At 64.7% G+C, this 20,937-nt stretch carries 19 protein-coding genes; 13 read left to right on the top strand and 6 right to left on the bottom strand.

Features of this window, described 5'->3' with window-relative positions; all coding sequences use genetic code 11:
• Positions 1-19: 19 nt before the first annotated feature.
• Together hslU and LG367_RS11730 are read left to right on the top strand one after the other, a co-directional pair.
• Positions 20-1,390, top strand: coding sequence for an ATP-dependent protease ATPase subunit HslU (hslU, locus tag LG367_RS11735; protein WP_484497306.1), 1,371 nt, complete (start codon positions 20-22; stop codon positions 1,388-1,390).
• Between the two features lie 208 nt (positions 1,391-1,598).
• Positions 1,599-2,048, top strand: coding sequence for a type II 3-dehydroquinate dehydratase (locus tag LG367_RS11730; RefSeq protein WP_226469590.1), 450 nt, complete (start codon positions 1,599-1,601; stop codon positions 2,046-2,048).
• Between the two features lie 59 nt (positions 2,049-2,107).
• On the opposite strand, the gene LG367_RS11725 is transcribed toward LG367_RS11730, so the two are convergent.
• Positions 2,108-2,563 (bottom strand): OsmC family protein, encoded by a 456-nt coding sequence (locus tag LG367_RS11725; protein WP_226469437.1) that lies wholly within the window; start codon positions 2,561-2,563, stop codon positions 2,108-2,110.
• A gap of 49 nt (positions 2,564-2,612) precedes the next feature.
• Here LG367_RS11725 and LG367_RS11720 point away from each other — a divergent pair, with 49 nt between their 5' ends.
• Both LG367_RS11720 and LG367_RS11715 read left to right on the top strand, forming a co-directional pair.
• Positions 2,613-3,920 (top strand): SDR family oxidoreductase, encoded by a 1,308-nt coding sequence (locus LG367_RS11720; RefSeq protein ID WP_226469436.1) that lies wholly within the window; start codon positions 2,613-2,615, stop codon positions 3,918-3,920.
• 3 nt (positions 3,921-3,923) lie between these two features.
• The gene (locus LG367_RS11715; protein WP_226469435.1) at positions 3,924-4,385 is read left to right on the top strand and encodes a DUF2269 family protein; all 462 of its coding nucleotides are present in this window, start codon (positions 3,924-3,926) and stop codon (positions 4,383-4,385) included.
• 33 nt (positions 4,386-4,418) lie between these two features.
• On the opposite strand, the gene LG367_RS11710 is transcribed toward LG367_RS11715, so the two are convergent.
• Entirely contained in the window at positions 4,419-5,246 is an 828-nt protein-coding gene (locus LG367_RS11710; protein ID WP_226469434.1) for an alpha/beta hydrolase, read from the bottom strand.
• A gap of 100 nt (positions 5,247-5,346) precedes the next feature.
• Complete coding sequence (locus tag LG367_RS11705) at positions 5,347-5,802, bottom strand: nucleoside deaminase (protein ID WP_226469433.1); 456 nt, start codon at positions 5,800-5,802, stop codon at positions 5,347-5,349.
• 123 nt (positions 5,803-5,925) lie between these two features.
• Here LG367_RS11705 and ubiE point away from each other — a divergent pair, with 123 nt between their 5' ends.
• From ubiE to LG367_RS11675, 6 genes are all read left to right on the top strand, one after another.
• Positions 5,926-6,690 carry a bifunctional demethylmenaquinone methyltransferase/2-methoxy-6-polyprenyl-1,4-benzoquinol methylase UbiE gene (gene ubiE / locus LG367_RS11700; protein WP_226469432.1) on the top strand — a complete coding sequence of 255 codons (765 nt, stop codon included), beginning with the start codon at positions 5,926-5,928 and terminating at the stop codon, positions 6,688-6,690.
• A gap of 10 nt (positions 6,691-6,700) precedes the next feature.
• Positions 6,701-7,171 carry a YbaK/EbsC family protein gene (locus LG367_RS11695; RefSeq protein ID WP_226469431.1) on the top strand — a complete coding sequence of 157 codons (471 nt, stop codon included), beginning with the start codon at positions 6,701-6,703 and terminating at the stop codon, positions 7,169-7,171.
• A 96-nt stretch (positions 7,172-7,267) separates the two neighbouring features.
• Positions 7,268-9,214 (top strand): M1 family metallopeptidase, encoded by a 1,947-nt coding sequence (locus tag LG367_RS11690; protein ID WP_226469430.1) that lies wholly within the window; start codon positions 7,268-7,270, stop codon positions 9,212-9,214.
• A gap of 210 nt (positions 9,215-9,424) precedes the next feature.
• Positions 9,425-10,384, top strand: coding sequence for an alpha/beta fold hydrolase (locus tag LG367_RS11685; protein ID WP_226469429.1), 960 nt, complete (start codon positions 9,425-9,427; stop codon positions 10,382-10,384).
• Positions 10,385-10,495: 111 nt separating this feature from the next.
• A complete protein-coding gene (locus LG367_RS11680) occupies positions 10,496-11,230 on the top strand; it encodes a hypothetical protein (RefSeq protein WP_226469428.1) in 735 nt (244 codons plus the stop codon).
• A gap of 96 nt (positions 11,231-11,326) precedes the next feature.
• Positions 11,327-13,645: an XVIPCD domain-containing protein gene (locus tag LG367_RS11675; protein ID WP_226469427.1), complete on the top strand. Its 2,319-nt coding sequence runs from the start codon at positions 11,327-11,329 to the stop codon at positions 13,643-13,645.
• Positions 13,646-13,745: 100 nt separating this feature from the next.
• Here LG367_RS11675 and LG367_RS11670 read toward each other — a convergent pair whose 3' ends face one another.
• The 3 genes from LG367_RS11670 to LG367_RS11660 all read right to left on the bottom strand — a co-directional run bounded on the left by LG367_RS11670 (position 13,746) and on the right by LG367_RS11660 (position 17,931).
• Positions 13,746-15,758, bottom strand: coding sequence for an alpha/beta hydrolase family protein (locus LG367_RS11670; RefSeq protein WP_226469426.1), 2,013 nt, complete (start codon positions 15,756-15,758; stop codon positions 13,746-13,748).
• Positions 15,759-15,884: 126 nt separating this feature from the next.
• Positions 15,885-16,883 carry an alpha/beta hydrolase family protein gene (locus LG367_RS11665; RefSeq protein ID WP_226469425.1) on the bottom strand — a complete coding sequence of 333 codons (999 nt, stop codon included), beginning with the start codon at positions 16,881-16,883 and terminating at the stop codon, positions 15,885-15,887.
• A gap of 115 nt (positions 16,884-16,998) precedes the next feature.
• Positions 16,999-17,931 carry a carbohydrate kinase family protein gene (locus tag LG367_RS11660; protein ID WP_226469424.1) on the bottom strand — a complete coding sequence of 311 codons (933 nt, stop codon included), beginning with the start codon at positions 17,929-17,931 and terminating at the stop codon, positions 16,999-17,001.
• A 341-nt stretch (positions 17,932-18,272) separates the two neighbouring features.
• Between LG367_RS11660 and LG367_RS11655 the strand changes: the two genes are divergently transcribed.
• The 3 genes from LG367_RS11655 (at position 18,273) to mreD (ending at position 20,934) form a co-directional block, all read left to right on the top strand.
• Positions 18,273-19,316 carry a rod shape-determining protein gene (locus tag LG367_RS11655; RefSeq protein ID WP_226469423.1) on the top strand — a complete coding sequence of 348 codons (1,044 nt, stop codon included), beginning with the start codon at positions 18,273-18,275 and terminating at the stop codon, positions 19,314-19,316.
• Between the two features lie 122 nt (positions 19,317-19,438).
• Positions 19,439-20,461, top strand: a complete 1,023-nt coding sequence (mreC, locus tag LG367_RS11650; RefSeq protein WP_425490954.1) for a rod shape-determining protein MreC — start codon at positions 19,439-19,441, stop codon at positions 20,459-20,461.
• Positions 20,458-20,934, top strand: a complete 477-nt coding sequence (mreD, locus tag LG367_RS11645; protein WP_226469422.1) for a rod shape-determining protein MreD — start codon at positions 20,458-20,460, stop codon at positions 20,932-20,934. The genes mreC and mreD overlap by 4 nt, the downstream gene beginning before the upstream one ends.
• Positions 20,935-20,937 lie beyond the last annotated feature (3 nt).

Here is a 20,937-nt window from a genome sequence, read left to right as displayed (position 1 = left end):
CTTCATCTTCAAGAATCCCATGCCCAACAAGTTCGACACCAACTCCGCCACCATGACCCCGCGCGAGATCGTGCAGGAACTCGACCGCCACATCGTCGGCCAGCAGTCGGCCAAGCGCGCGGTGGCGATCGCATTGCGCAACCGCTGGCGCCGCGCACAGCTGCCCGACGAGCTGCGCAACGAGGTGATGCCGAAGAACATCCTGATGATCGGCCCCACCGGCGTCGGCAAGACTGAGATCGCGCGGCGCCTGGCCACGCTCGCCAACGCGCCGTTCGTGAAGGTGGAGGCCACGCGCTTCACCGAAGTCGGTTACGTCGGCAAGGACGTGGAGCAGATCATCCGTGATCTCGCCGACACTGCTGTCAAGCTCTATCGCGAGCAGGCCAAGACACGCGTGCGCACGCAGGCCGAGGAGCGCGCCGAGGATCGCCTCCTCGACGCATTGCTGCCCCGACGCATGCCGGGAGGCTTCGGCTTCGGCGCGGAGAAGCCGGCGGAGGACTACCAGGCGCCCGACAACGACACGCGCGCCAAATTCCGCAAGCAGCTGCGCGCCGGCGAGCTCGACGACCGCGAGATCGAGCTTGAACTCTCCGCGAATGTTGGCGTCGACATCATGACGCCGCCGGGCATGGAAGAGATGGGCCAGCAGCTGCGGCAGATGTTCTCCAATCTCGGCGGCGGCAAGACACACAAGCGCACCTTGACCATCAAGGCCGCGCGTCCGCAGCTGATCGAGGAGGAAGCCGCCAAGCTGGTCAACGAGGACGAGGTGCGCGAAGCCGCGATCGAGGCCTGCGAGCAGCACGGCATCGTCTTCATCGACGAGATCGACAAGGTCGCCAAGCGCAGTGAAGGCATGGGCGCGGATGTTTCGCGCGAAGGCGTGCAGCGCGATCTGCTGCCGCTGGTGGAGGGTTCCACGGTCAGCACCAAGTACGGCTCGGTGAAGACCGACCACATCCTGTTCATCGCCAGCGGCGCGTTCCATCTCGCCAAGCCGTCGGATCTGATCCCGGAGATGCAGGGCCGTTTCCCGATCCGCGTCGAACTGTCGGCGCTGAGCAAGGACGATTTCGTCCGCATCCTGACCGAGCCGAAGGCGGCTTTGACCAAGCAGTACGTCGAGTTGCTGAAGACCGAAGGCGTGCAACTCGGCTTTACAGCGGATGCCGTGGATCGCCTTGCGGAGATCGCCGCGCAGGTCAACGAGCGCCAGGAGAACATCGGCGCCCGCCGCCTGCATACCGTGCTCGAACGGTTGCTGGACTCTCTCAGTTTCGACGCGCCGGACAAGGGTGGGACCGTGTCGATCGATCGCGCCTATGTAGATACGCACCTGGGCGAGCTGGTGCGGGATCCGGATCTGTCGCGCTACATCCTGTAAGGAATGGTTTCACCCGTCATTCCCGCCTCGGTGCGGGAATGACGATAACTGGCAGGTGACTACCAGCTGGTTTTACGAGTGTTTTATGCCGCGCAACCAGCGCGCGCATAGTGGTTTTATGGTCGCCACTCCTAATCTTGTCCTCGATGCGCGACGCTGATCGCCGCGAGGCGGCGATGCGAAGCGCGCATCGGAGTGATGTTTGACCATGTCGATCGTGATGATCCGGATGTCGGAACCGCAGGCCGCCACGCAATACGACGCGTCGCTGCTGCCGGGCATCCTTGAGGCCTTGCACGCGCGTGCCGCGCGCGCTGGCCGTACCTTGTGTCGTTATCAATGCGCCGACGAGCGTGAGCTTTTGGATCGTCTCGCCCATCTCGCGGACGACCGTGCGGAAATCGTGCTGCTCGATCCCGGCGCCTACTCGCAATCGAAGGCTTCGTTGCGCGATGCGCTGGCGCGGTTGAAAGTGCCCTACATCGAAGTCCATGACGACTTCGTCGGCCAGCAGGAACCGGTGATCGCGCCGCCAGTCGGCCCGATGCTCGCTGTCGTCAACGGCTATGGCGCACAGAGCTACACCGCGGCGCTGTCAATCGCGCTCGAGAACATCGGTTGCGCCGAGTGCGAGAACAACTACCACGTCGGGACGTGATCGTCCGTCAACGCCTTGTCTCGTCATCCCGGCTTTTGCCGGGATGACGAAGCAAAGGTTCAGGCGTCCCTGGGTTCGACCGTCACCGCCGTCTTCACCGAGTTGGCGATGAAGCAATGTATGTGCGCCTGCTCGTGCAGATGGGTCAGGCCGGCCGCATCCGGCGCCTTGCCTTCCGCGAACGTGATGCGTGGACGCAGGACTACCTGCGTCACGGCAAGGCGCCCGGCCTCGTTCTTGCCCATCGTGCCGACCGCATCGTCCTCGTAGCTGTCGATCGTCCAGCCCTTCTTCGCGGCGATGGCGAGCAAGGTCAGCATGTGGCACGAGGACAGTGCCGCCACCAGCGCCTCTTCCGGATCGATGCTTTCCGCACTGCCGAGATAATCGAGTGAGGCCGAAGCCCGGACGCGCTGCCCGCCGTCGAAACGCCACTCATGGTCGCGGGAATAACCGTTGTAGTCGAAGGGCCTGCCGTCGCGGGACCAATGGATCGAAGCCAGATGCTGGGACATGGCGGATACCTCTGCGAAAGGGGGATTGGGATTCTGCTAGTTTGTGCGCATGCGTGCAGACGAAGCATCCGACCCGGCGACACGGACCGTTCTGGTCGTGGGCGCCAATGGTTTTCTGGGTGGCTTCATCGTGGCGGCCTTGCGCGGGCGCGGCCATCGAGTATTGCGCGGCGTCCGGCCGGTCGGCAAACCGATTGGAGAGGATGAGCGCGCCTGCGATCTGACTCGAATGACGAAGCCTGACGACTGGCGCGAGGTGCTTGACGGTGTCGATGCGGTCGTGAACGCCTCCGGCATCTTGCGCGAGACTGGCATCCAGCGCTTCGAGACGATCCATGTCGCGGCACCGCTGGCGCTCGCTCAGGCCTGCATCGATCGTGGCATCGATCGCTTCGTGCAGATCTCGGCGCTGGGATTGCCGGAGGATGGTGAATTCATTGCTTCCAAGCATCGTTTCGACGAGGCGTTGCGACAATTGCCGTTGCAAACCGTGGTGCTGCGCCCGTCGGTGGTCTATGCCGCGGCCGGGTCGTATGGTGGGACGTCATTGTTGCGCGCGTTGGCGGGATTTCCCGGCATGCAAGTGCTGCCAGGCGATGGTCGCTGGCCGATTCAGCCGGTAGCGGCGGAAGATCTCGGAGATCTGGCAGCGCTTGCGTTGGAGGCGCCGCCGGGCATCTACGAAGTCGGCGGCCCGGAACCGATGCCATTGCGTGATTACCAGCGCGAATGGCGGCGCTGGCTACGGATTTCGGGGAAACGTGAAATCCATGTTCCAGAAGTCCTGGTGACGCTGCAAGTCGGCATCTTCGAGCGCTTGGGCAGCGGTCCGGTCGGTGAAACCATGTGGCGCATGTTGAGGCGAGGCAACGTGACCACTCCAGACGCGCATGCACGCCTGCGGGATGCGTTCAACTTCGCGCCGCGCGGATTGGTGCAGACGCTGGCCTCGCGGCCGAGCCAGGTGCAGGATCGCTGGCACGCCCAGCTTTATTTCCTCACACCGATGCTGCGGATTTGCATGGTGGTCTTGTGGTTGTTGTCGGCGATAACAGGCTGGCTCACGCCTTCTGCCGACATCGAGCGATTGGTGGCGGGATCGCCGCTTCAAGGAATCGAGCCGGTGGTGCTGGCACGCATGGCCGCTGTCTTCGATCTGGTGTTGGCCGTTCTCTTGTTGATTGGATGGCGGCCGCGTCTGGTGCTCGTCTTGATGGCGATCGGGGTGGCGGCATACACCCTCGTTTTCGGCATCGCGCTGCCTGCGCTGTGGCTGGAGCCGCTGGGCGGCCTGGCGAAGAATCTGGCGGTTTTGCCGGCGTTGGGAGTGTTGTGGGTGTTGGCCGACAGGAGATAGGCGATGTATCTGTGGGTGAAGTGGATTCACATTCTCTCGTCGACGCTGTTGCTCGGTACCGGCCTTGGCATCGCGTTCTTCATGTGGCTGGCGCACAGGCGCGGCGATGCCAAGGTCATCGCCGAGACTGCACGCACGGTGGTGATCGCCGATGCCTGCTTCACGGCGCCTGCAGTGGTGGTGCAATTCATCAGTGGTCTATGGCTGGCGAACGCGCTCGGAAATCCATATTCGGCCTTCTGGCTGAGGACGGCGCTGTTGTTGTTCTTCGTGGTCGGCGCCTGCTGGCTGCCGGTGCTCTGGCTGCAGTGGCGAGCGCGTGATCTCGCCACCGCCGCGTCGGCGGCCGGAACGCCGTTGCCGGCCGCCTATCATCGCGTCATGCGCTGGTGGTTCTGGCTGGGCTGGCCTGCATTCATCAGCGTGATCGTGATCTTCTGGCTGATGGTGCTCAAGCCATCCTAGCTGGTGCGGATGGCGTCCTTCCGCACGCCTCCGTCAATCCCGGACTTGCACGGTAGCGCGCTTGGCAAACTCGAACGCATCCTCGATCGCGCGTCGCGACCATGCCGTATCGTCGTGCCAATCGAATGTGTGCCGCGCTTCGGGCAGGTTGACGACGGTGACCGGTACGTTGCGGCGCAGGGCATTCGATGCGAAGGATTCGATGCCTCGATTGATCTCCGGCGTGTCCTTGCCTGCACGGACGATCAGCATAGGTGGCGAAGACGCTGAGCCGCCCGCCAGCACCGCATCGGCGGGAATGAAGCGGCGGTTCCAGTCGGAGGGCGCATCAGCAGCGGCGGTGAGCACCGGATAGAAGCCGATCGCGCAGCGCAAGGCGGGCGCTTGTTGCGCGAAGGCCAGCGATAGCAGACGCCCGCCCGCCGAAAACCCCCATAGACAGGTCCGCTCCCGGTCCGCGACGTCGACGCGGTCCTGGAGCTGTTCGAGCAGCGAATACACATCGCCGTACGCCGATTCGGTGCCGGCATTTCCGCGCGGATAGCGTTTGGCCGTCACGATCGCGGTAAACCCGCGTTGTGCCGCAAGGCGGCCCAGGTCGGCGTACCCTCCCCAGCTGCGCGGGTCGTCGTTTCCGCTCAGCAGGATCAAGGTTGCACGCCTGCCCGTGTGCGTGCCGTCGTAATAGACGTCGAAAGGCAGCGTCGTGCCGTCCGCAGCCGTGTACGAAGATGCGCGGACTTCCACTGCGGCCGCCGACGGGCGCAGGACCGTGCGCGATTGGGTCGGATCGCCTTGTGCATGCGCGCTGAGGCAAAACGCCAACTGCAGTATCGCTCCGCCGATCCAGTGTCCGCGCATTCTCCCGCTCCGCGTGCATGGCCTGGGCCAAATCTACTCGTGCGTCCGCGGGAATAGCACTGTGAAAAGTCATGTCTGCCCGAACGAAGCGGCAGCAGGCTCAATCCTCGCCGATGTCCTCGTTCCACACCTCGGGATTGGCGGCGATCCAGCCGCCGAGCATTTCGATGCACTCCTGGTCGGCAAGGTCGATCACGTTGACGCCATTCTCGCGCAGCCAGTCGATGCCGCCGGGGAAATTCACCGATTCGCCCACCACCACGGTGCCGATGTTGAACTGGCGCACCAGGCCGCTGCAGTACCAGCAGGGGGCGAGGGTGGTGACCATGATGGTGTCCTTGTAGCGGCGTTGGCGGCCGGCCTTGCGGAAGGCGTCGGTCTCGCCGTGCACGGACGGGTCGCCTTCCTGCACGCGGCGGTTGTGGCCGCAGCCGAGCAGGCGACCGTCGTTGTGGTAGAGCGCCGCGCCGATCGGGATGCCGCCTTCGGCCAGCCCCTGACGGGCCTCGCGAATGGCGGTGTCGAGCAGGGCGCGGTAGTCGGGTGTGGCGATCATGGGGAATGTGCGCGGGGAGGTTGCGGGCAGTCTGCCGCCATCGCGCGATGGCGTCGAGCCGCCCCAGGCACGGTGGGAGCGCACGGCGGACCCAGGCGCGGGCAGGGATGCGATAATCGCGCCATGAGCGAATCCGCAGACAAGAAGCCCGATACCACCCATTTCGGGTTCCGCGAAGTGCCCACCGCCGAGAAGCAGAAGCTGGTGGGACAGGTCTTCTCCTCGGTCGCGGGCAACTACGACCTGATGAACGACCTGATGAGCATGGGCGTCCATCGGGTTTGGAAGCGCTATTTCGTCGCCACCGCGCAGGTGAAGCGCGGCGACCGCGTGCTCGACCTGGCCGGCGGCACCGGCGACATCGCCGCGCTGCTGAAGGATCGCGTCGGCGAAACGGGTGAACTGGTGCTCGGCGACATCAACGGTGAGATGCTGCGCGTGGGCCGCGACCGCATGACCGATCGCGGCAACGTGCGCGGTTTCGAATATGTGCAATGCAATGCCGAGCGTCTGCCGTTCCCGGATGCGAGTTTCGATCTGGTCACGATCGCGTTCGGTCTGCGCAACGTCACCGATAAGCCGGCGGCGCTGCGCGAGATGCTGCGCGTGCTGAAGGTCGGCGGGCAGGCGCGGGTGCTGGAATTCTCGGAAGTGAAGGCGGACTGGTTCAAGCCGATCTACGACTTCCACTCCTTCAACGTGTTGCCGCGCCTGGGCAAGCTGTTCGCGAACGATGCCGACAGCTATCAGTATCTGGCCGAGTCGATCCGCAAGCATCCGCCGCAGGAAGAACTCAAGGCGATGATGGAGGAGGCGGGCTTCGCGCGTTGCCAGTACAAGAATCTCTCCGCCGGCATCGTGGCGATCCATAGCGGATACAAGGTCTGAGGTCGCGCGGGTGAGTCTGGAATCGGTGCGTGCGTTCCTGGCGGAAAAAGCGCCCGATCTGCATGTCATCGAATCCGAAGGCTCCACCGCGACGGTGCTCGAAGCCGCGCAGGTGCACGGCGTGGAGCCGGGACGCATCGCCAAGACACTGGCCTTCCGCGGTCCCGACGAGCGCGCTTTCCTCGTGGTGGTGCGCGGCGATGCGCGCATCGACAACGCCAAGATGAAAGCCGCCTTCAACGGCCGGACCAAAATGCTCGATCCGGCGCAAGTGCTGGCGCTGACCAGCCATCCGGTCGGCGGCGTCTGCCCGTTCGGCTTGGCGACACCGTTGCCCGTGCATTGCGATGTCTCGCTGCGCGCGTTCGACGAAGTGGTGCCGGCCGCGGGCGCGACCAACAGCGCCGTGCGGCTATCCCCCGAGCGGCTGGCCGAACTGACCGGGGCGACCTGGGTGGATGTCTGCCAGCCCGTCGTCTGAACATCAGTGGACGGCGTCCACACTACGAACGCCTAACGATTGCGGGCGTGGGGTGCACTAGAATCCCCGCCTCTCATTAAGCTTTCGGAACCGCCCATGCGTCGTTTCGCCCTGTTGTTGTCCTGCCTGGCCATGCTGGCGGCGGGCTGTTCGCGCGAATCCACCCCAACGCCGGCATCGACACCGGCCAAGCCCGCGGAGGCGAAGATGACGGTCGAACGCGACGAGCATTCTTACGCGGAGGCCGACAAGGTCGCGATCACCGATCTCGCGCTCGATCTCAAGATCGATTTCGACACCAAGACCCTCAGCGGCACCGCCACCTACACGCTGGACTGGAAGGACAAGGCCGCCAAGCAGCTCGTGCTGGACACACGCGATCTGAGCATCGACAAGGTCGAGGGCGAGGACGCGGCCGGTCAATGGCAGCCATTGCAGTATGGCCTGGCCAAGCGTGACGACATCCTCGGCAGCAAGTTCACCATCGAGACGCCGGCGCAGAACCAGCACGTGCGCGTGACCTACACGACCTCGCCAGAGGCTTCCGGCCTGCAGTGGCTCGATGCGGCGATGACCGAGGGCAAGAAGCTGCCCTTCATGTTCAGCCAGTCGCAGCAGATCCACGCGCGCAGCTGGGTGCCGCTGCAGGACACGCCGAGCGTGCGCTACACCTACACCGCGCACGTGGTCTCGCGTCCGGACGTGATGGTGCTGATGAGCGCGGACAACAATCCGAAGGCGGAGCGCAACGGCGACTACAACTTCAAGATGCCGCAGAAGATCCCGTCGTACCTGATGGCGATCGCGGCCGGCGATCTGGTGTTCGAGCCGCTCTCGCCGCGTGCCGGCGTCTGGGCAGAACCCGCCATGGCGAAAAAGGCCGCCAAGGAATTCGAAGACACCGAGAAGATGATCGAGACGGCCGAGAAGCTCTACGGCCCCTATCGCTGGGAGCGCTACGACATCCTGGTGCTGCCGCCCTCGTTCCCGTACGGCGGCATGGAGAATCCGCGCCTGACCTTCGCCACGCCGACCGTGATCGTTGGCGACAAGTCGCTGGTCTCACTGGTCGCGCACGAACTGGCGCACAGCTGGTCGGGCAATCTGGTGACCTTCGCTAGCGCCAAGGACGGATGGCTCAACGAAGGCTTCACCAGCTACGTCGAGAACCGCATCGTCGAAGCACTGTACGGCAAGGAACAGGCCGACATGGAGAGCGTGATCGCGCGCGACGAGCTCAAGGAAGAGTTCAAGAGCGTGAAGCCGGAAGCGCAGGTGCTGGCGCAGAAACCCGGCACGGAAAAGAATCCGGACGACAATTCCTCCGCGACGATCTACACCAAGGGGGCCTGGTTCCTGCAGTTCCTGGAGGAGCGTTTCGGGCGTGCCGATTTCGATGCGTTCCTGCGCGGCTATTTCGATCATTTCGCTTTCCAGAGCATCAACAGCCAGCAGTTCGCCGACTACGCCAAGGCCAACTTGCTCAACAAGTACCCGAACAAGGTGACGCAGGCCGAATTCGACGCCTGGCTGTACGAGCCCGGCATTCCGCCGACGGCGCCGCAGGTGTTGGCGGCGCGCTTCGGCGTGGTCAAGACCGCGCGCTTGGGCTGGCTCGGCAGCGGCCAGCTGCCGCCGCCGGCGATCACTGGCGCCTGGAGCACGCAGGAATGGGTGCATTTCCTCGAAGGCATGCCGAAGACGCTCAGGATCGATCAGCTCACGCAGCTCGATGGCGCCTATCACTTCACCGGCACGCCGAACGGCGAGATCGCGCAGCGCTGGTATCCGCTGGCGGTGCGTAGCGGCTACACGCAAGCCAATGACGCGATCGCGGCGTTCCTGGAGCGGGTCGGTCGCCGTAAGCTGATCATTCCCACGTACGAGGAATTGGTGAAGACCGAAGCAGGCCTGGAACTGGCCAAGCAGGTGTTCGCCAAGGCCAAGCCCGGTTATCACCCGATCACCACGGGGACCGTGCAAAAACTGATCGACGAGGCCAAGCCGGCAACTGCGCCCGCGACGGCTACGCCGGCTCAGTAACCATCATCGCGAGCAGAATGTTCCCTCTCCTCCGCTTGCGGGGGAGAGGGCCAGGGGAAGCCGGAGCCTGTTGATGGAAAGCGTCGATTTGTTTTCGAGCGTCGAACATCGGTGGATTTCCACGCTCGATTCGCTTGAGCGGCCGACGAACTGCGGGTTCCGTCATCACCTCATCCCTGCATGCGGGGATGAGGGCGTGGATACCTGGCGATGAGCTGGCAACTCCTCCTAATCACGGCCATCCTCGTGGTGGCCGTGAGCGTGCTGGTGATCGCATGGCGCCTGTGGCGCGATCCATTCGCGCTGATACGCGCCGAGTACGCACGGCAGCGCAGGGCGGCCGGATTGAGCGCGCACACCGTGCAGATCAATGGCAAGCGCTGGGTCTACGCCGAGCGCGCCGCGGATCGTGCCGGCGCACCCACCGTCGTGATGATCCACGGCTACACCGGCAGCAAGGAAAACTGGTATCGCCTCGCGCAGCGCCTGCGCGGCCGCTATCGCCTGGTGATTCCCGATCTGCCGGGCTGGGGCGAAAGCCAGCGCGATGCCGATGCGAATTACGGCTACGTGGCGCAGTCCGAGAATGTCGCCGCTTTCATCCGCGCGGTCTGCGGCACGCCGGTGGTGCTGCTTGGTCATTCGATGGGGGGCGGCATCGCCGCGCTCACCGCCGCGCGGCATCCGGAGCTGATCGAGCGCGTCGGTTTGTTCAACGCGTCCGGCGTGAGCTTCGACGAAAATGCCTTCGCGCTTGAAGTTTTGGCCGGCGGCAATCCTTTCGGCGTCACCGATGCGGCATCGCTGCAGCGTTATCTCGGCATCGTGGTGCACGATCGCAGGGCGTTGCCGCCGATTCCGTGGCCGGTGTCGAACATCGTCATCGCATCCCGCCGTGCCGATGGCGCTTTCGAGCAATCGATTCTCGATCACATCGGTCGCGGCACCGATCAGTTCCTGCCCGGCACCGAAGCCGTGAAGATTCGGCAGCCCGCGCTGCTGGTGTGGGGCGCGCACGATCGGGTCATCGATATCAGCGCGATGGCGGCCTACGGCGAACAGATTCCGCATGCGCGGCGATTGCTGCTCGAAGGCAGCGGCCATTCGACGATCATCGAACAGCCTGACGAGGCCGCCGAGGCGGTGATGGCGTTGATCGAAGCGCGCTGAGATGTCCTCGATCCAAGTGAGTGCAGGGCTGGCTCGCCATTCCAGCGCAGGTTGGAATGACGAGCCTATAGAATCAGGTCGAAAGGTTTGACCAGGAACCGGAGTTCGCGCATGAATCCGAAAATTTTCCCGTATGCGGCCATCCTGTTCGCGATCGCCATCGCGAATGGTTGCCGCGACCGCGCCGCCGATGCCGCGGCACAGGCCGCCGCCACAGCCGCGGCCAGCGAAAATGCGGCGAAGGAAAACGCCACCGGATTCGACGATGCCGTCGCCAAGGAAAACTGGCCGCTGGCGAAGGCGCAGGCCGACGTGCTGTTCGATCAGTTTCCCAACACCGAGGCCGCCAAGCGCATTCGTCCTCGATACGAAGAGATCAAGGCCAAGGCCGAAGCCGCGCGCGAGCAGGCGCGAGTCACCGCGCTGTGGAGTTACAACACCGAGAACGTGAAGGGCGGACAGCAATTGTCCGCGGCGATCTATTCGAAAGAGGACGTCGATACCGACGGCAGCGGCGCCAAGCCCGTTCGCCTGATCTTTCGCGACAATCCGGCATGGGGGCGGAGCAGCTATCTCGTGCTGCAGGCCGGTGATTTCGATTGCTACGGCGGCTGCAAGGTCAAGGTGAAGGTGGATGATGCCGTGCCGAAGACGATGGCAGCGCTGCGTCCCAAGACCGACGAGGCGATCGCGATGTTCATCAACGACGAGCGCGCGCTGTGGCGGATGACCAAGGGCGCGAAACTGATTGTGATCGAATTCCCGGTCCAGGCCGGCGGCATCCGTTCGGCGGCGTTCGAAGTGGCGGGATTGGATCGAAGCAAGCTCCCGAAATGGGAAAAATGACAGTCCTGCAAGCCTGTTTTCTTGACAAGTATTCAGCTGCTATGTCATAGCTAATAGGACTGAATCTATCGAAACCATGGATGGTTGGAGATGGCAATGGATGACCACGACGATAAAAAGCCCAAAAACCAACAGGATCCGCCCAAGCCGGCCGATCCGGGCAGCCAGCAATCGGCTGCGCAGATTCCCGATGTCTTCAAGACCGCGACGCCGCAGCTGGGCCTGACCTGGCCGCAGTTCTCGTTGCCCGGGACCGGCAGCGGCTACACCTCGCGCCTCGGACTCAACGAGCAGAACCAGTGGGTGCTCGACGCGTTCGGCCGCCACGCCGATCCGGGCTCCGGCACGACATTGCTGGGCAACTATTCCGGCAATTTCGATACCCGCACGCATGATCTGCTGTTCGGCGCCAATCGCGGCAACAGCACCTTCGTCGGCGGCCTCGGACTGCATGGCAACGATCTTCTCTTCGCCGCCGGCGGCAAGGGCAGTCAGGGCGAGCACAAGTTCCAGGGCGGCCTGGCGGGCAATACCGGCACCGACGTCTACGCGCTGAGCGGCAACTACACCAATGGCCGGCAGCAGTTCGATCTGCTCGCCAGCAGCACGCAGGGTGTGCGCCTGTTCGATCTGACCGGCAAGGGACAGCTCGGCAAGAACGGCAATTTCAACGGCCAGTTCACCTGGGACGAATCGCTCGGCAAGACCGCGCTCGATTTCGATTACACCAACGGCCGGCAACAGTTCGACCTGCTCGCCAGCAACACCAAGGGCCTGAGCCTGCTCGATGTCACCGGCAAGGGCCGCATCGGCAAGGACGGCGATTTCAACGGCCGCTTCACCTGGGACGAGTCGCTCGGCAAGACCGCACTCGATTTCGACTACAAGAACAGCCGCCAACAGTTCGATCTGCTCGCCAGCCGAACGCAGGGCATGGATTTCGTCGACATCGGCGGCAAGGGCCTGATCGGCAAGGACGGCAACTTCAACGGCCGTTTCCTCTGGGACGAATCGCTCGGCAAGACGCAGCTCAATTTCGATTACGGCAACGGCCGTCAGCAGCTCAACCTGCTCGCCAGCGACATCAAGGGCATGGGCCTGCTGGATGTGAACGGCAAGAGCAGGCTCGGCGAGAACGGCAATATCGCCGGACGGTTCCTCTGGAACGAAGAACTGGGCAAGACCGACTTCAATCTCGACGTGGGCAAGCAGGATCGCTTCGGCTTTGGCCTCAAGAGCTCGTTCGAACCGAAGGGATCGTCGCTGGGTTTGAACGGCTGGTACGCGTTCGGCGAGGAAGGCCGCTTCAATTTCGATTATCTGCGCAATGGCGCCGCCAACACGCAGTCGCTGGATGCCAAGCTCGCGTTCGACAAGCGCAACCATCTCAACTTCAACTTTACCGGGCAGCCGAACGGCTATTCGTTGTCCGCCGAATCGGCGTTCGCGTTCTCGGATACGTGGTCGGGTCTGGCCAGCGGCAAGTACAACAGCGTCGGCAAGCAGTTCGATGCCAATCTCGGCATCGCCGGTCCGAACTTGAAGCTCAACGGCAACTTCGGCATCAACGGCGACAAGCCCCATTTCGGTGCCAACGGTAGCTACGTCTTCGACAAGCTGGGCTCGAGCGTCGGCGCGAACGTGTCCGTCGATCCGAACGACAAGAAATTCCTGGCTGGCGTCGAGATCTCCAAGATGTTCCGCGAGAACGAACATCTGAAGGGAAGTTTCTCGATCGAGGACAGGAAGGGCGAGAAGACCACCTTCCGGCTCGGCGCGGACTACACCCGCGACAATCTGACCGTCTCCGGCAACGTGTACGGGAAGGGCAACGACGTCGGCGTCGGCATCGGCCTGACCTTTCGCTTCGGTGGCGGCTCGTCGAAATCCGACCGCGCGACGAAACCCGCGCCGATTCCAACCTATCCGGATTACGCCGACCGGGCGATCGAGAGGGCGGCCCTGCCGCGATCGGCGGCTCCGTTGGAGAGCCAGGATCCCTTGGTCAAGGTGAACCAGGCGCTGAGGACGCGCTCCGGCGAAGCACAACAGCTGTTCACTCAGGCGAAGGAGAAGGTGGAAGAGCTCAACCGCAATCTTCCGCCGGGCAACAAGGCGTTGCCGGTGCTGGAGACCGCGGCGAGCCTGGCTGTGCTGGCGGAAAAGAACGGGCTGCCCAAGATCGGATACGTCACCCTGGGTCAGCCGGTGAACGGCCAGCAGAACCTCTTCATCGGTCAGGAATCGAACATTGCCGCGCGCACGCCCGCTTCGGACAGACTCAGCATCAGCGTGCAGCAGGCGACCACGACACCGGCGCTCGAAAGCGTGAAGAGTCTGCCGGCGCCTGCCTCCACGCAACTGCAGGGGCCGACCCAAGAAGGGCCGGAGTTCGGCGGTCAACATCGGCGCTGAGATGATTTGATTCGTTCGCAGGCAAGGCCGCGAACGAATCGTGCGCTTCCGTTCTTGCTTGTCATTCCCGGCTTGATGGGAATGACGAGCGTTGACGACATCAGTCGGCTGCCGCCTGCGCTTCTGGCGCGACCTGCGTTCCGGCTTCCGCAGGGTTGTGCTTCTCCACGAACGCCACCGCCGCGCGCAGCATGTCGATGCGCGTGGCTTCGCGTGACAGGTAATGATCCTCGCCGTTGAGAGTAATCATCTCCACGGGTTTGTTGGCTTTTTCCATCGCGCGCTTCATCAGCTGGCTTTGACGGATCGGCACGATCGTGTCGTCCTTGCCGTGGATCAGCAGTACCGGTGCGTCGGCGCGCGCGGCGAGCCGGGCCGGGGAGAGTGTTTCGAGCAGGTCGTCGCCGGTGTTCTTCGCGCCGAGATACTGCATCCAGTAGCGCATGCCGTCGGCACCCAGGCGGGTGCGGCGTTCGGTGAGGAAATCCTTGAGATCGGTGACGCCCGCCACCGCGACGGCGCAGCGATACAGCCCTTGCTGCAAGGTGACGCCGGCCAGCGCGGCATAGCCGCCGTAGCTGGCGCCGACGATGCAGGCGCGCTGCGGATCGATGATGCCCTGTCGCGCCAGTTCGGCCACGCCGTCGGAAATGTCGGTCTGCATCTTGCGTCCGAATTCGCCGTGGCCCGCGTTGACCAGGTCGACGCCGTAGCCGGCGGAGCCGCGGAAGTTCGGTTGCCAGACGGCATAGCCGCGACTGGCGTAGGCCTGCGCCCAGAAATCGAAGGACGGGTAGTCGCGCGCCTGCGGGCCGCCGTGCGGCAGCACCACGAGCGGGAGCTTCTTCGGTTCGCGGCCTGGCGGCAAGGTGAGGACGCCTTGCAGCTTCGTGCCGTCGGCGGCCTTGTAATCGATCATCTTGAAGGGGCCGACCTGCTCGGGCTTCACGCTCGGATATTGCTCGCCCAGGTAGTCGGCCTTGGCGGGTTTGCCGGCGGTGCGGGCGTCGACCAGCCACCAGCTGCCGGCGTCGCCTGGTCCTTCGGTTTTCACCACCAGGCGCTTGAAGTCGTCGCTCCATGATTCGAAGCCGACTTGCAGCTGCGGGAAGGCGCGGCGCGTGGCGTCGAGCAGGGCCTGCTGCTTGGGGTCGAACATGACCAGCTCGGGGTTGTCGCCTTCGCGCAGGGTACCGGTCAGCAGCCCGGTGACAGGGTCGAATTTGAAACTGCGCACGGGATCGCCGGTGAGGATTTCCTTTTTCTCGCCCGTGGCGAGCGATGCTTCCATGTAGTGGGTGGCGCCTTGTTCGTCGTGCACCGCGTACAGAACGGTGCCGGCCGTGCGGCCCTGTCCGATGATCCAGTTCTCGCCGAGCGTGTCCTTGCGTTTTTCGATCAGCTTGCCGGACATCGTGCCGGCGTACAGGCGCCAATCCGCGCTCTTGTCCTCGTAGCGCGCGGTGGCGAGCACGGTGCCGTCCCGGCCGACCAGCCAGCCGGCGCCGTTACCGGAACTGCTTTCGGCGAGCCTGCGGAAACCGCCGGATTCCAGATCGACGCTGACCAGATCCGGATCACCGTCGAGCAGGGTACGCTCGCCCGACAATCCGGTGGAGTTGGACATCAGCGGCGCGGAGAAGAAGCCGACCCAGCGGCCATCGCGTTGCGTGTAGCCGTAGCGGCCGTTGACCGAGCCCAGGAATCGCGAATCCTTGAGCAGCGGCTTGAGCTGCCTGTTCGCCACGTCCAGGACCATCACCTGGGCGAGTTCATACGCGCCACCGTACCACATGCCGAGGTTGTAGCGATCGCTGATGGTGATGGCGATGAAGTTCTCGCCGGCCCAGTCGAGATCGCGCACTTTCACCGTGCCGACGTCCACGAGCGTGAGCAGTGTTTTGTCTCCGTCCACTTCGCGCACGTACAGGCGGCGCTTGTTGCCGTCGGTGGCGATGAAGGCGAAGCGGTCGCCGGAAGGCGACAGTTCGAGTTCCTCGATGGCGGGCAGGCGGCCGTAGGCCTCGACCGGTGGCGGCGCGGCGCGCAGCGGCGTCGCCGCGAGACATAGCAGTAGCGGCGCGAATGCGCGCAGATTCCGGAAGTTGTACATGGCGGCCCTTTCCATCTGCCCCTGGCCGCCGGGAATTGTGTGACGCGGTTACGGCTCGTGCAACCGATTGGTGCGGATGTCAGTTGCTGCGGATGCCGCCGGCGGCCGCAGCGCGCCGGCGCGCGTTCACTTCAGGGTCTTGTCGAAGAAGGCGACCGCGTCCCGGTTGATCTGGCGATGCGCGGCGGCGCGATCGATGCCGGCTGGATCGGTGCAGATCACCGGAACCGCCTTGGCCAGTTCTTCCGAGCACGGCGGCAGGAAGACGTAATGCCCGGCGCCTTCGATCTCGCGGTAGCGATAGAGATTGGGCAGCAGCGGTCGGATGCGTCTGGCGTTTTCGTCCGGCAGCAGCACCTGGTCCTTGGCGGCGGCGTACAGGAACACGGGATTGCGCACGTCCTTGAGTCCGTCGTCCGGGATGATCAGGCTCAACGGCGCCATCGAGAAGGCGGCGCGCACGCGCGGGTCGACGGTCGGCGGCGGATCCTTGAGGGTGTACGGATTCCAGTTCGGCGGCGCCTGCGATCCGTTCGGGCAGACCTCCGGGGTGCCCGGATACTTTTCGCAGAAGTCCTTGAATCGCCAGAAATTCGCGTGGGCGCCCAGCAGGAGCAGGGCGGTATAGCCGCCAGCCGAAAAGCCGGCCGCGCCGATCCGCTTGGGGTCGAGATGCGCTTTCAGCTGCGGATCGGCCAGCGCCGCCGTGATCACCTCGCTGGCCTGCCAGGCGCGGCCGAGCAGCACGCGGTCGGTGCCCGCGCCGGATTGATCGTTAAAGCTGTCGCCGGTCTGGTCCGGCATCGCGACGACGTAGCCGTGTCGCGCCAGCGCTTCGGCAAGATCGTGGTGCCCGAACTTGCTGCCGCCGTGGCCGTGCGAGAGCAGGATCAGCGGGAAGCGGCCCTTCGCGATCGGCGCGTCCATCTGCGCCTGCACCGCGTACGGCCCCATCTGCGTGACCGCATCGGGCTTGGCGTTGGAGGCCGGATAGACGACCGCGAACGGGACGGTGGTGCCGGTGACCGGCTCCTTGGTTTCCAGAACGCGCAGGCCGAGGCCTTTGGCTTGCGCGGAGCCGGCAAACAGCGTCAGCAGAAGAAGCGCGGAAGCGACACGAAGCATTGCGGTTCTCCTGGAAATCTCTGACGGGACCGTTGTTTACGCGAGGAGACTGACGACTTTAGGGATTGTCATCCCAGCTTGCGCTGGGATGACGGCTTTTACATAACGAAGAACGCTACAGCGCGTAGCCGAACTGCTGCTTGAACTGCTCGGCGAATTCCTCGTAGTCGAAGCGCTGGTTCTGCGTGCCCGGGTGCTCCACCTTCAGCGCGCCCATCAGGTTGCCGATGCGGCCGATGGTCATCCAGTCGTAGTCCTTCTCGATGCCGAACAGCAGGCCGGCGCGGAAGGCGTCGCCGCAGCCGGTGGGATCGGTGACGCGGCGCTCGTGCGCGGGCGGCACGTCGTAGATCTTGCCGCCGGCGTAGATCACCGCGCCCTTGGGGCCGCGCGTGGCGATGTAGGCCTTCACCTTGCCTGCGATCTCCTTCTCGCTGTAGCCGGTGCGTTCCTGCAGCAGGTTGGATTCGTAGTCGTTGACGGTGACGTAGTCGGCCTGGTCGATGAAGGCGCGCAGCTCGGCGCCGTTGAACAGCGGCATGGCCTGGCCGGGATCGAAGATGAAGGGGATGCCGGCCTCGCTGAATTCCTTGGCGTTCTGCAGCATGCCCTCGTAGCCGTCGGGGCTGACGATGCCGATGCTCACGTTCGGCACGTCGCGGACGTGGTTCTCGTAGGAGCGCATCATCGCGCCCGGATGGAAGGCGGTGATCTGGTTGTTGTCGTGATCGGTGGTGATGAAGGCCTGCGGAGTGAACAGCTCCGGGATTTCCTTGACGCGATCGAGGTTGATCTGCAGTTCCTGGAAATGTTCGCGGTACGGGCCGAAATCCTGGCCGACGGTGGCCATCGGGATCGGATCGCCGCCCAGCAGCTTGAGGTTGTAGGCGATGTTGCCGGCGCAGCCGCCGAACTCGCGGCGCATGCGCGGCACCAGGAACGACACGTTCAGGATGTGCACCTTGTCCGGCAGGATGTGGTTCTTGAACTGGTCGGGGAACACCATGATGGTGTCGTAGGCCAGGGAACCGCAGATCAGTGCAGCCATCTTGAGGAACTCGTCGTTGGTGGTTTGGGCAAGACGGGAAAGGTTAGCGGGACGGGTGCGCGGAGGCCAGCAAAAAGCTCCATCCCCTCCGATATGGAGCGATCGAAGCCGCTTCAAGCGCTCGAGGCTGGGGCGGAGCGTCGGCTTTTTCGCGCGGAACTTCGGTGCCATGCGCCTCGTCTGCCTCCCGGCTTCCCCTGTCTCACCGCGCTGACGGCATGGTTCGGTGCAGGCAGAGGAGTCGAAGGCGAAAGAACAGGCAATAAAACAGCCTGCGGGCAGCGCTTTTTTGCTAGGCTAACCGCCCTTTTCCCCCAGCCCTCCCAGCGGCGGCGCCCCCGATGTTCAAGAAGTTTCGCGGCCTGTTCTCCAATGACCTGTCCATCGACCTGGGCACCGCCAACACCCTGATTTTCGTCCGTGGCCAGGGCATCGTGCTCAACGAGCCTTCGGTCGTGGCGGTGCGGCAGGACCGCGCCGGCGGTCCCAAGACCGTGGCCGAGGTCGGCACCGCCGCCAAGCAGATGCTGGGCCGCACGCCGGGCCACATCACCACGCACCGGCCGATGAAGGACGGCGTGATCGCCGACTTCACCTACACCGAGGAAATGCTCAAGCACTTCATCAAGAAGGTGCACAAGTCGCGCTTCCTGCGTCCCAGCCCGCGCGTGCTGATCTGCGTGCCCTGCGGTTCGACCCAGGTGGAGAAGCGCGCGATCAAGGAATCGGCGCTGGAAGCCGGCGCCCGTGACGTCTCGCTGATCGAGGAGCCCATGGCCGCCGCGATCGGCGCCGGCATGCCGGTGACCGAGGCGCGCGGCTCGATGGTCGTGGACATCGGCGGCGGCACCACCGAGGTGGCGGTGATCGCGCTCAACGGCATCGTCTATTCGCAGTCGGTGCGCATCGGCGGCGACCGCTTCGACGAGGCCATCATCAGCTACGTGCGCCGTCACCACGGCATGCTGATCGGCGATACCACCGCCGAGAAGATCAAGATCGACATCGGCTGCGCCTATCCGCAGGAGCGCGTGCTGGAGATGGAAGTCTCCGGCCGCCACCTCGCCGAGGGCGTGCCGAAGATGGTGAAGATCAATTCCAAGGAAGTGCTGGAAGCCCTGCGCGAACCGCTGTCGGGCATCGTCAGCGCGGTGAAGCAGGCGCTGGAACAGACGCCGCCGGAACTGTGCGCGGACGTGGCCGAGCTCGGCATCGTGCTCACCGGCGGCGGCGCGCTGCTGCGTGATCTGGACCGCCTGCTCAGCGAGGAAACCGGCCTGCACGTGCAGGTGGCGGAAGACCCGCTGACCTGCGTCGCCCGCGGGGGCGGGCGCGCGCTGGAGCTGCTGGACACGCACGGCAACGAGTTTTTCGCTTACGAGTAAGCCCACCTGCGGCGCTTCGTGCGCCGCATCGGGGCTGCCAACCAAGCCATACCGGACGCAGCGAAGGAACTGCTGCGGCGACATTCACTTTTGCCTGAAACGCATCCCGCGCTACGCTCGGGATGACGCGCCATAAGAATCGTTCGCCACGCCTCGTGCCCGCCTACGCCAGTCCAACTCCGAACAACAGCGGCGATGTCGCGGGCACGCTGCGGTTGCTGGCGTTCCTCGCGCTGTCGATCGCGCTGATCGTGTTCGACCATCGCGGCGGCTGGCTGTCGGCGGTGCGTGCCCAGGTCAACGTCGCCGTGCAGCCGTTGTGGTGGCTGGCCGGTCTGCCGGCGCGGCTGGGCGAGAGCATGCGTGACGACGCGGTGACGCGAACACGGCTCACCGAGGAAAACCGCCGCCTGCGCAACGAGATCCTGGTCGGCAACGCGCGGCAGGCGCGATTGCAGGTGGCGGCGGCGGAGAACGAGCGTCTGCGGGGCCTGCTCGGCGCGGCCCAGCGTGGCCAGCTCGACGTGCAGCTGGCGCCGATCCTCGACATCGACCTTGATCCGACCCGGCAGCGCCTGATTCTCAACGCCGGTACCCGCAACGGCGTGCGCCTGGGGCAGAGCGTGATCGATGCAGGCGGCCTGGTCGGCCAGATCATCGAAGCCACATCGACCACGGCCACGGTGCTGCTGATCACCGATCCCGACCACGCCGTGCCGGTGGCGGTGGCGCGCAATGGTGTGCGCCTGATCGCCTACGGCAAGGGCCGCAGCGACGAGCTCGATCTGGCCAACATCCCGCTCTCCGGCGATGTGCAGGAGGGCGATGCCATCATCACCTCCGGCATCGGCGGGCGTTTCCCGGCCGGATTCCCGGTCGGCACGGTGGCGGAATTGCATCCGGACGACAGCCGCGCGTTCCTGGTCGGCAAGCTCAAGCCGGCGGCGCAGCTCGATCGCGGCCGCGACGTGCTGCTGCTGCGCAGCGTGGTGACGGCGCCGCCGCTCGCGACGCCTGCGGCCTCGGCGGCAGCCGAAAATCCAGCGGTGACTGGGGCCGCGGCGACGCGAGTGGAACTTCCGAATGCCCAGACTCCTCCTGCCGCCGCAGGGGGAGACGCTAAAACCCAGGAGCCGCGTCGATGAGCCGCCCGCGCCGCGCCTGGCTGCTGCCGGTCAGCGTGCTGCTGGCCTTGCTGCTGGGCCTGTTGCCGATGCCGACGGTGCTGCAGCCGTTCCGCCCGTACTGGCTGGCGCTGGTGGTGGCGTACTGGGTGATCGAGACGCCGGAACGCGCCGGTCTCGGCTTCGCCTTCCTCATGGGGCTGCTCGGCGATCTCGTTTTTGGCGGCATCCTCGGCGAACAAGCGCTGCGCCTGACGGTGATGGCCTTCATCCTGCAGCGCTTCCGTTCGCAGCTGCGCTTCTTTCCGCTGTCGCAGCAGGCGCTGGCGATCGGTGGCCTGCTGCTCAACGATCGCGTGGTGACCGCGGCCGTGCATCTGGCGCTGGGCGCGCCGCAGCTGCCATGGGGCTACTGGTGGGCGCCGCTGATCGGGATGCTGTTGTGGGCGCCGCTGTTCCTGTTGTTCGACGCGCTGCGTCTGGGAAGAAACTGATGT

It is taken from the genome of Luteimonas panaciterrae, assembly GCF_020511115.1.
Classification (GTDB): Bacteria; Pseudomonadota; Gammaproteobacteria; order Xanthomonadales; family Xanthomonadaceae; genus Luteimonas; species Luteimonas panaciterrae.
The sequence above is the reverse complement of the archived record's forward strand: the minus strand, read 5'-3'. Positions and strand labels throughout refer to the sequence as shown.

Coding starts and splice junctions, on each gene's coding strand:
- LG367_RS11730 (WP_226469590.1), top strand. CDS start 1,599: ATGTCGATCGTGATGATCCGGATGTCGGAACCGCAGGCCGCCACGCAA.
- ubiE (WP_226469432.1), top strand. CDS start 5,926: ATGAGCGAATCCGCAGACAAGAAGCCCGATACCACCCATTTCGGGTTC.
- mreD (WP_226469422.1), top strand. CDS start 20,458: ATGAGCCGCCCGCGCCGCGCCTGGCTGCTGCCGGTCAGCGTGCTGCTG.
- LG367_RS11655 (WP_226469423.1), top strand. CDS start 18,273: ATGTTCAAGAAGTTTCGCGGCCTGTTCTCCAATGACCTGTCCATCGAC.
- LG367_RS11670 (WP_226469426.1), bottom strand. CDS start 15,758: ATGTACAACTTCCGGAATCTGCGCGCATTCGCGCCGCTACTGCTATGT.
- LG367_RS11725 (WP_226469437.1), bottom strand. CDS start 2,563: ATGTCCCAGCATCTGGCTTCGATCCATTGGTCCCGCGACGGCAGGCCC.
- LG367_RS11660 (WP_226469424.1), bottom strand. CDS start 17,931: ATGGCTGCACTGATCTGCGGTTCCCTGGCCTACGACACCATCATGGTG.
- LG367_RS11665 (WP_226469425.1), bottom strand. CDS start 16,883: ATGCTTCGTGTCGCTTCCGCGCTTCTTCTGCTGACGCTGTTTGCCGGC.
- mreC (WP_425490954.1), top strand. CDS start 19,439: ATGACGCGCCATAAGAATCGTTCGCCACGCCTCGTGCCCGCCTACGCC.
- LG367_RS11715 (WP_226469435.1), top strand. CDS start 3,924: ATGTATCTGTGGGTGAAGTGGATTCACATTCTCTCGTCGACGCTGTTG.
- LG367_RS11675 (WP_226469427.1), top strand. CDS start 11,327: ATGGATGACCACGACGATAAAAAGCCCAAAAACCAACAGGATCCGCCC.
- hslU (WP_484497306.1), top strand. CDS start 20: ATGCCCAACAAGTTCGACACCAACTCCGCCACCATGACCCCGCGCGAG.
- LG367_RS11685 (WP_226469429.1), top strand. CDS start 9,425: ATGAGCTGGCAACTCCTCCTAATCACGGCCATCCTCGTGGTGGCCGTG.
- LG367_RS11710 (WP_226469434.1), bottom strand. CDS start 5,246: ATGCGCGGACACTGGATCGGCGGAGCGATACTGCAGTTGGCGTTTTGC.
- LG367_RS11690 (WP_226469430.1), top strand. CDS start 7,268: ATGCGTCGTTTCGCCCTGTTGTTGTCCTGCCTGGCCATGCTGGCGGCG.
- LG367_RS11705 (WP_226469433.1), bottom strand. CDS start 5,802: ATGATCGCCACACCCGACTACCGCGCCCTGCTCGACACCGCCATTCGC.
- LG367_RS11720 (WP_226469436.1), top strand. CDS start 2,613: ATGCGTGCAGACGAAGCATCCGACCCGGCGACACGGACCGTTCTGGTC.
- LG367_RS11680 (WP_226469428.1), top strand. CDS start 10,496: ATGAATCCGAAAATTTTCCCGTATGCGGCCATCCTGTTCGCGATCGCC.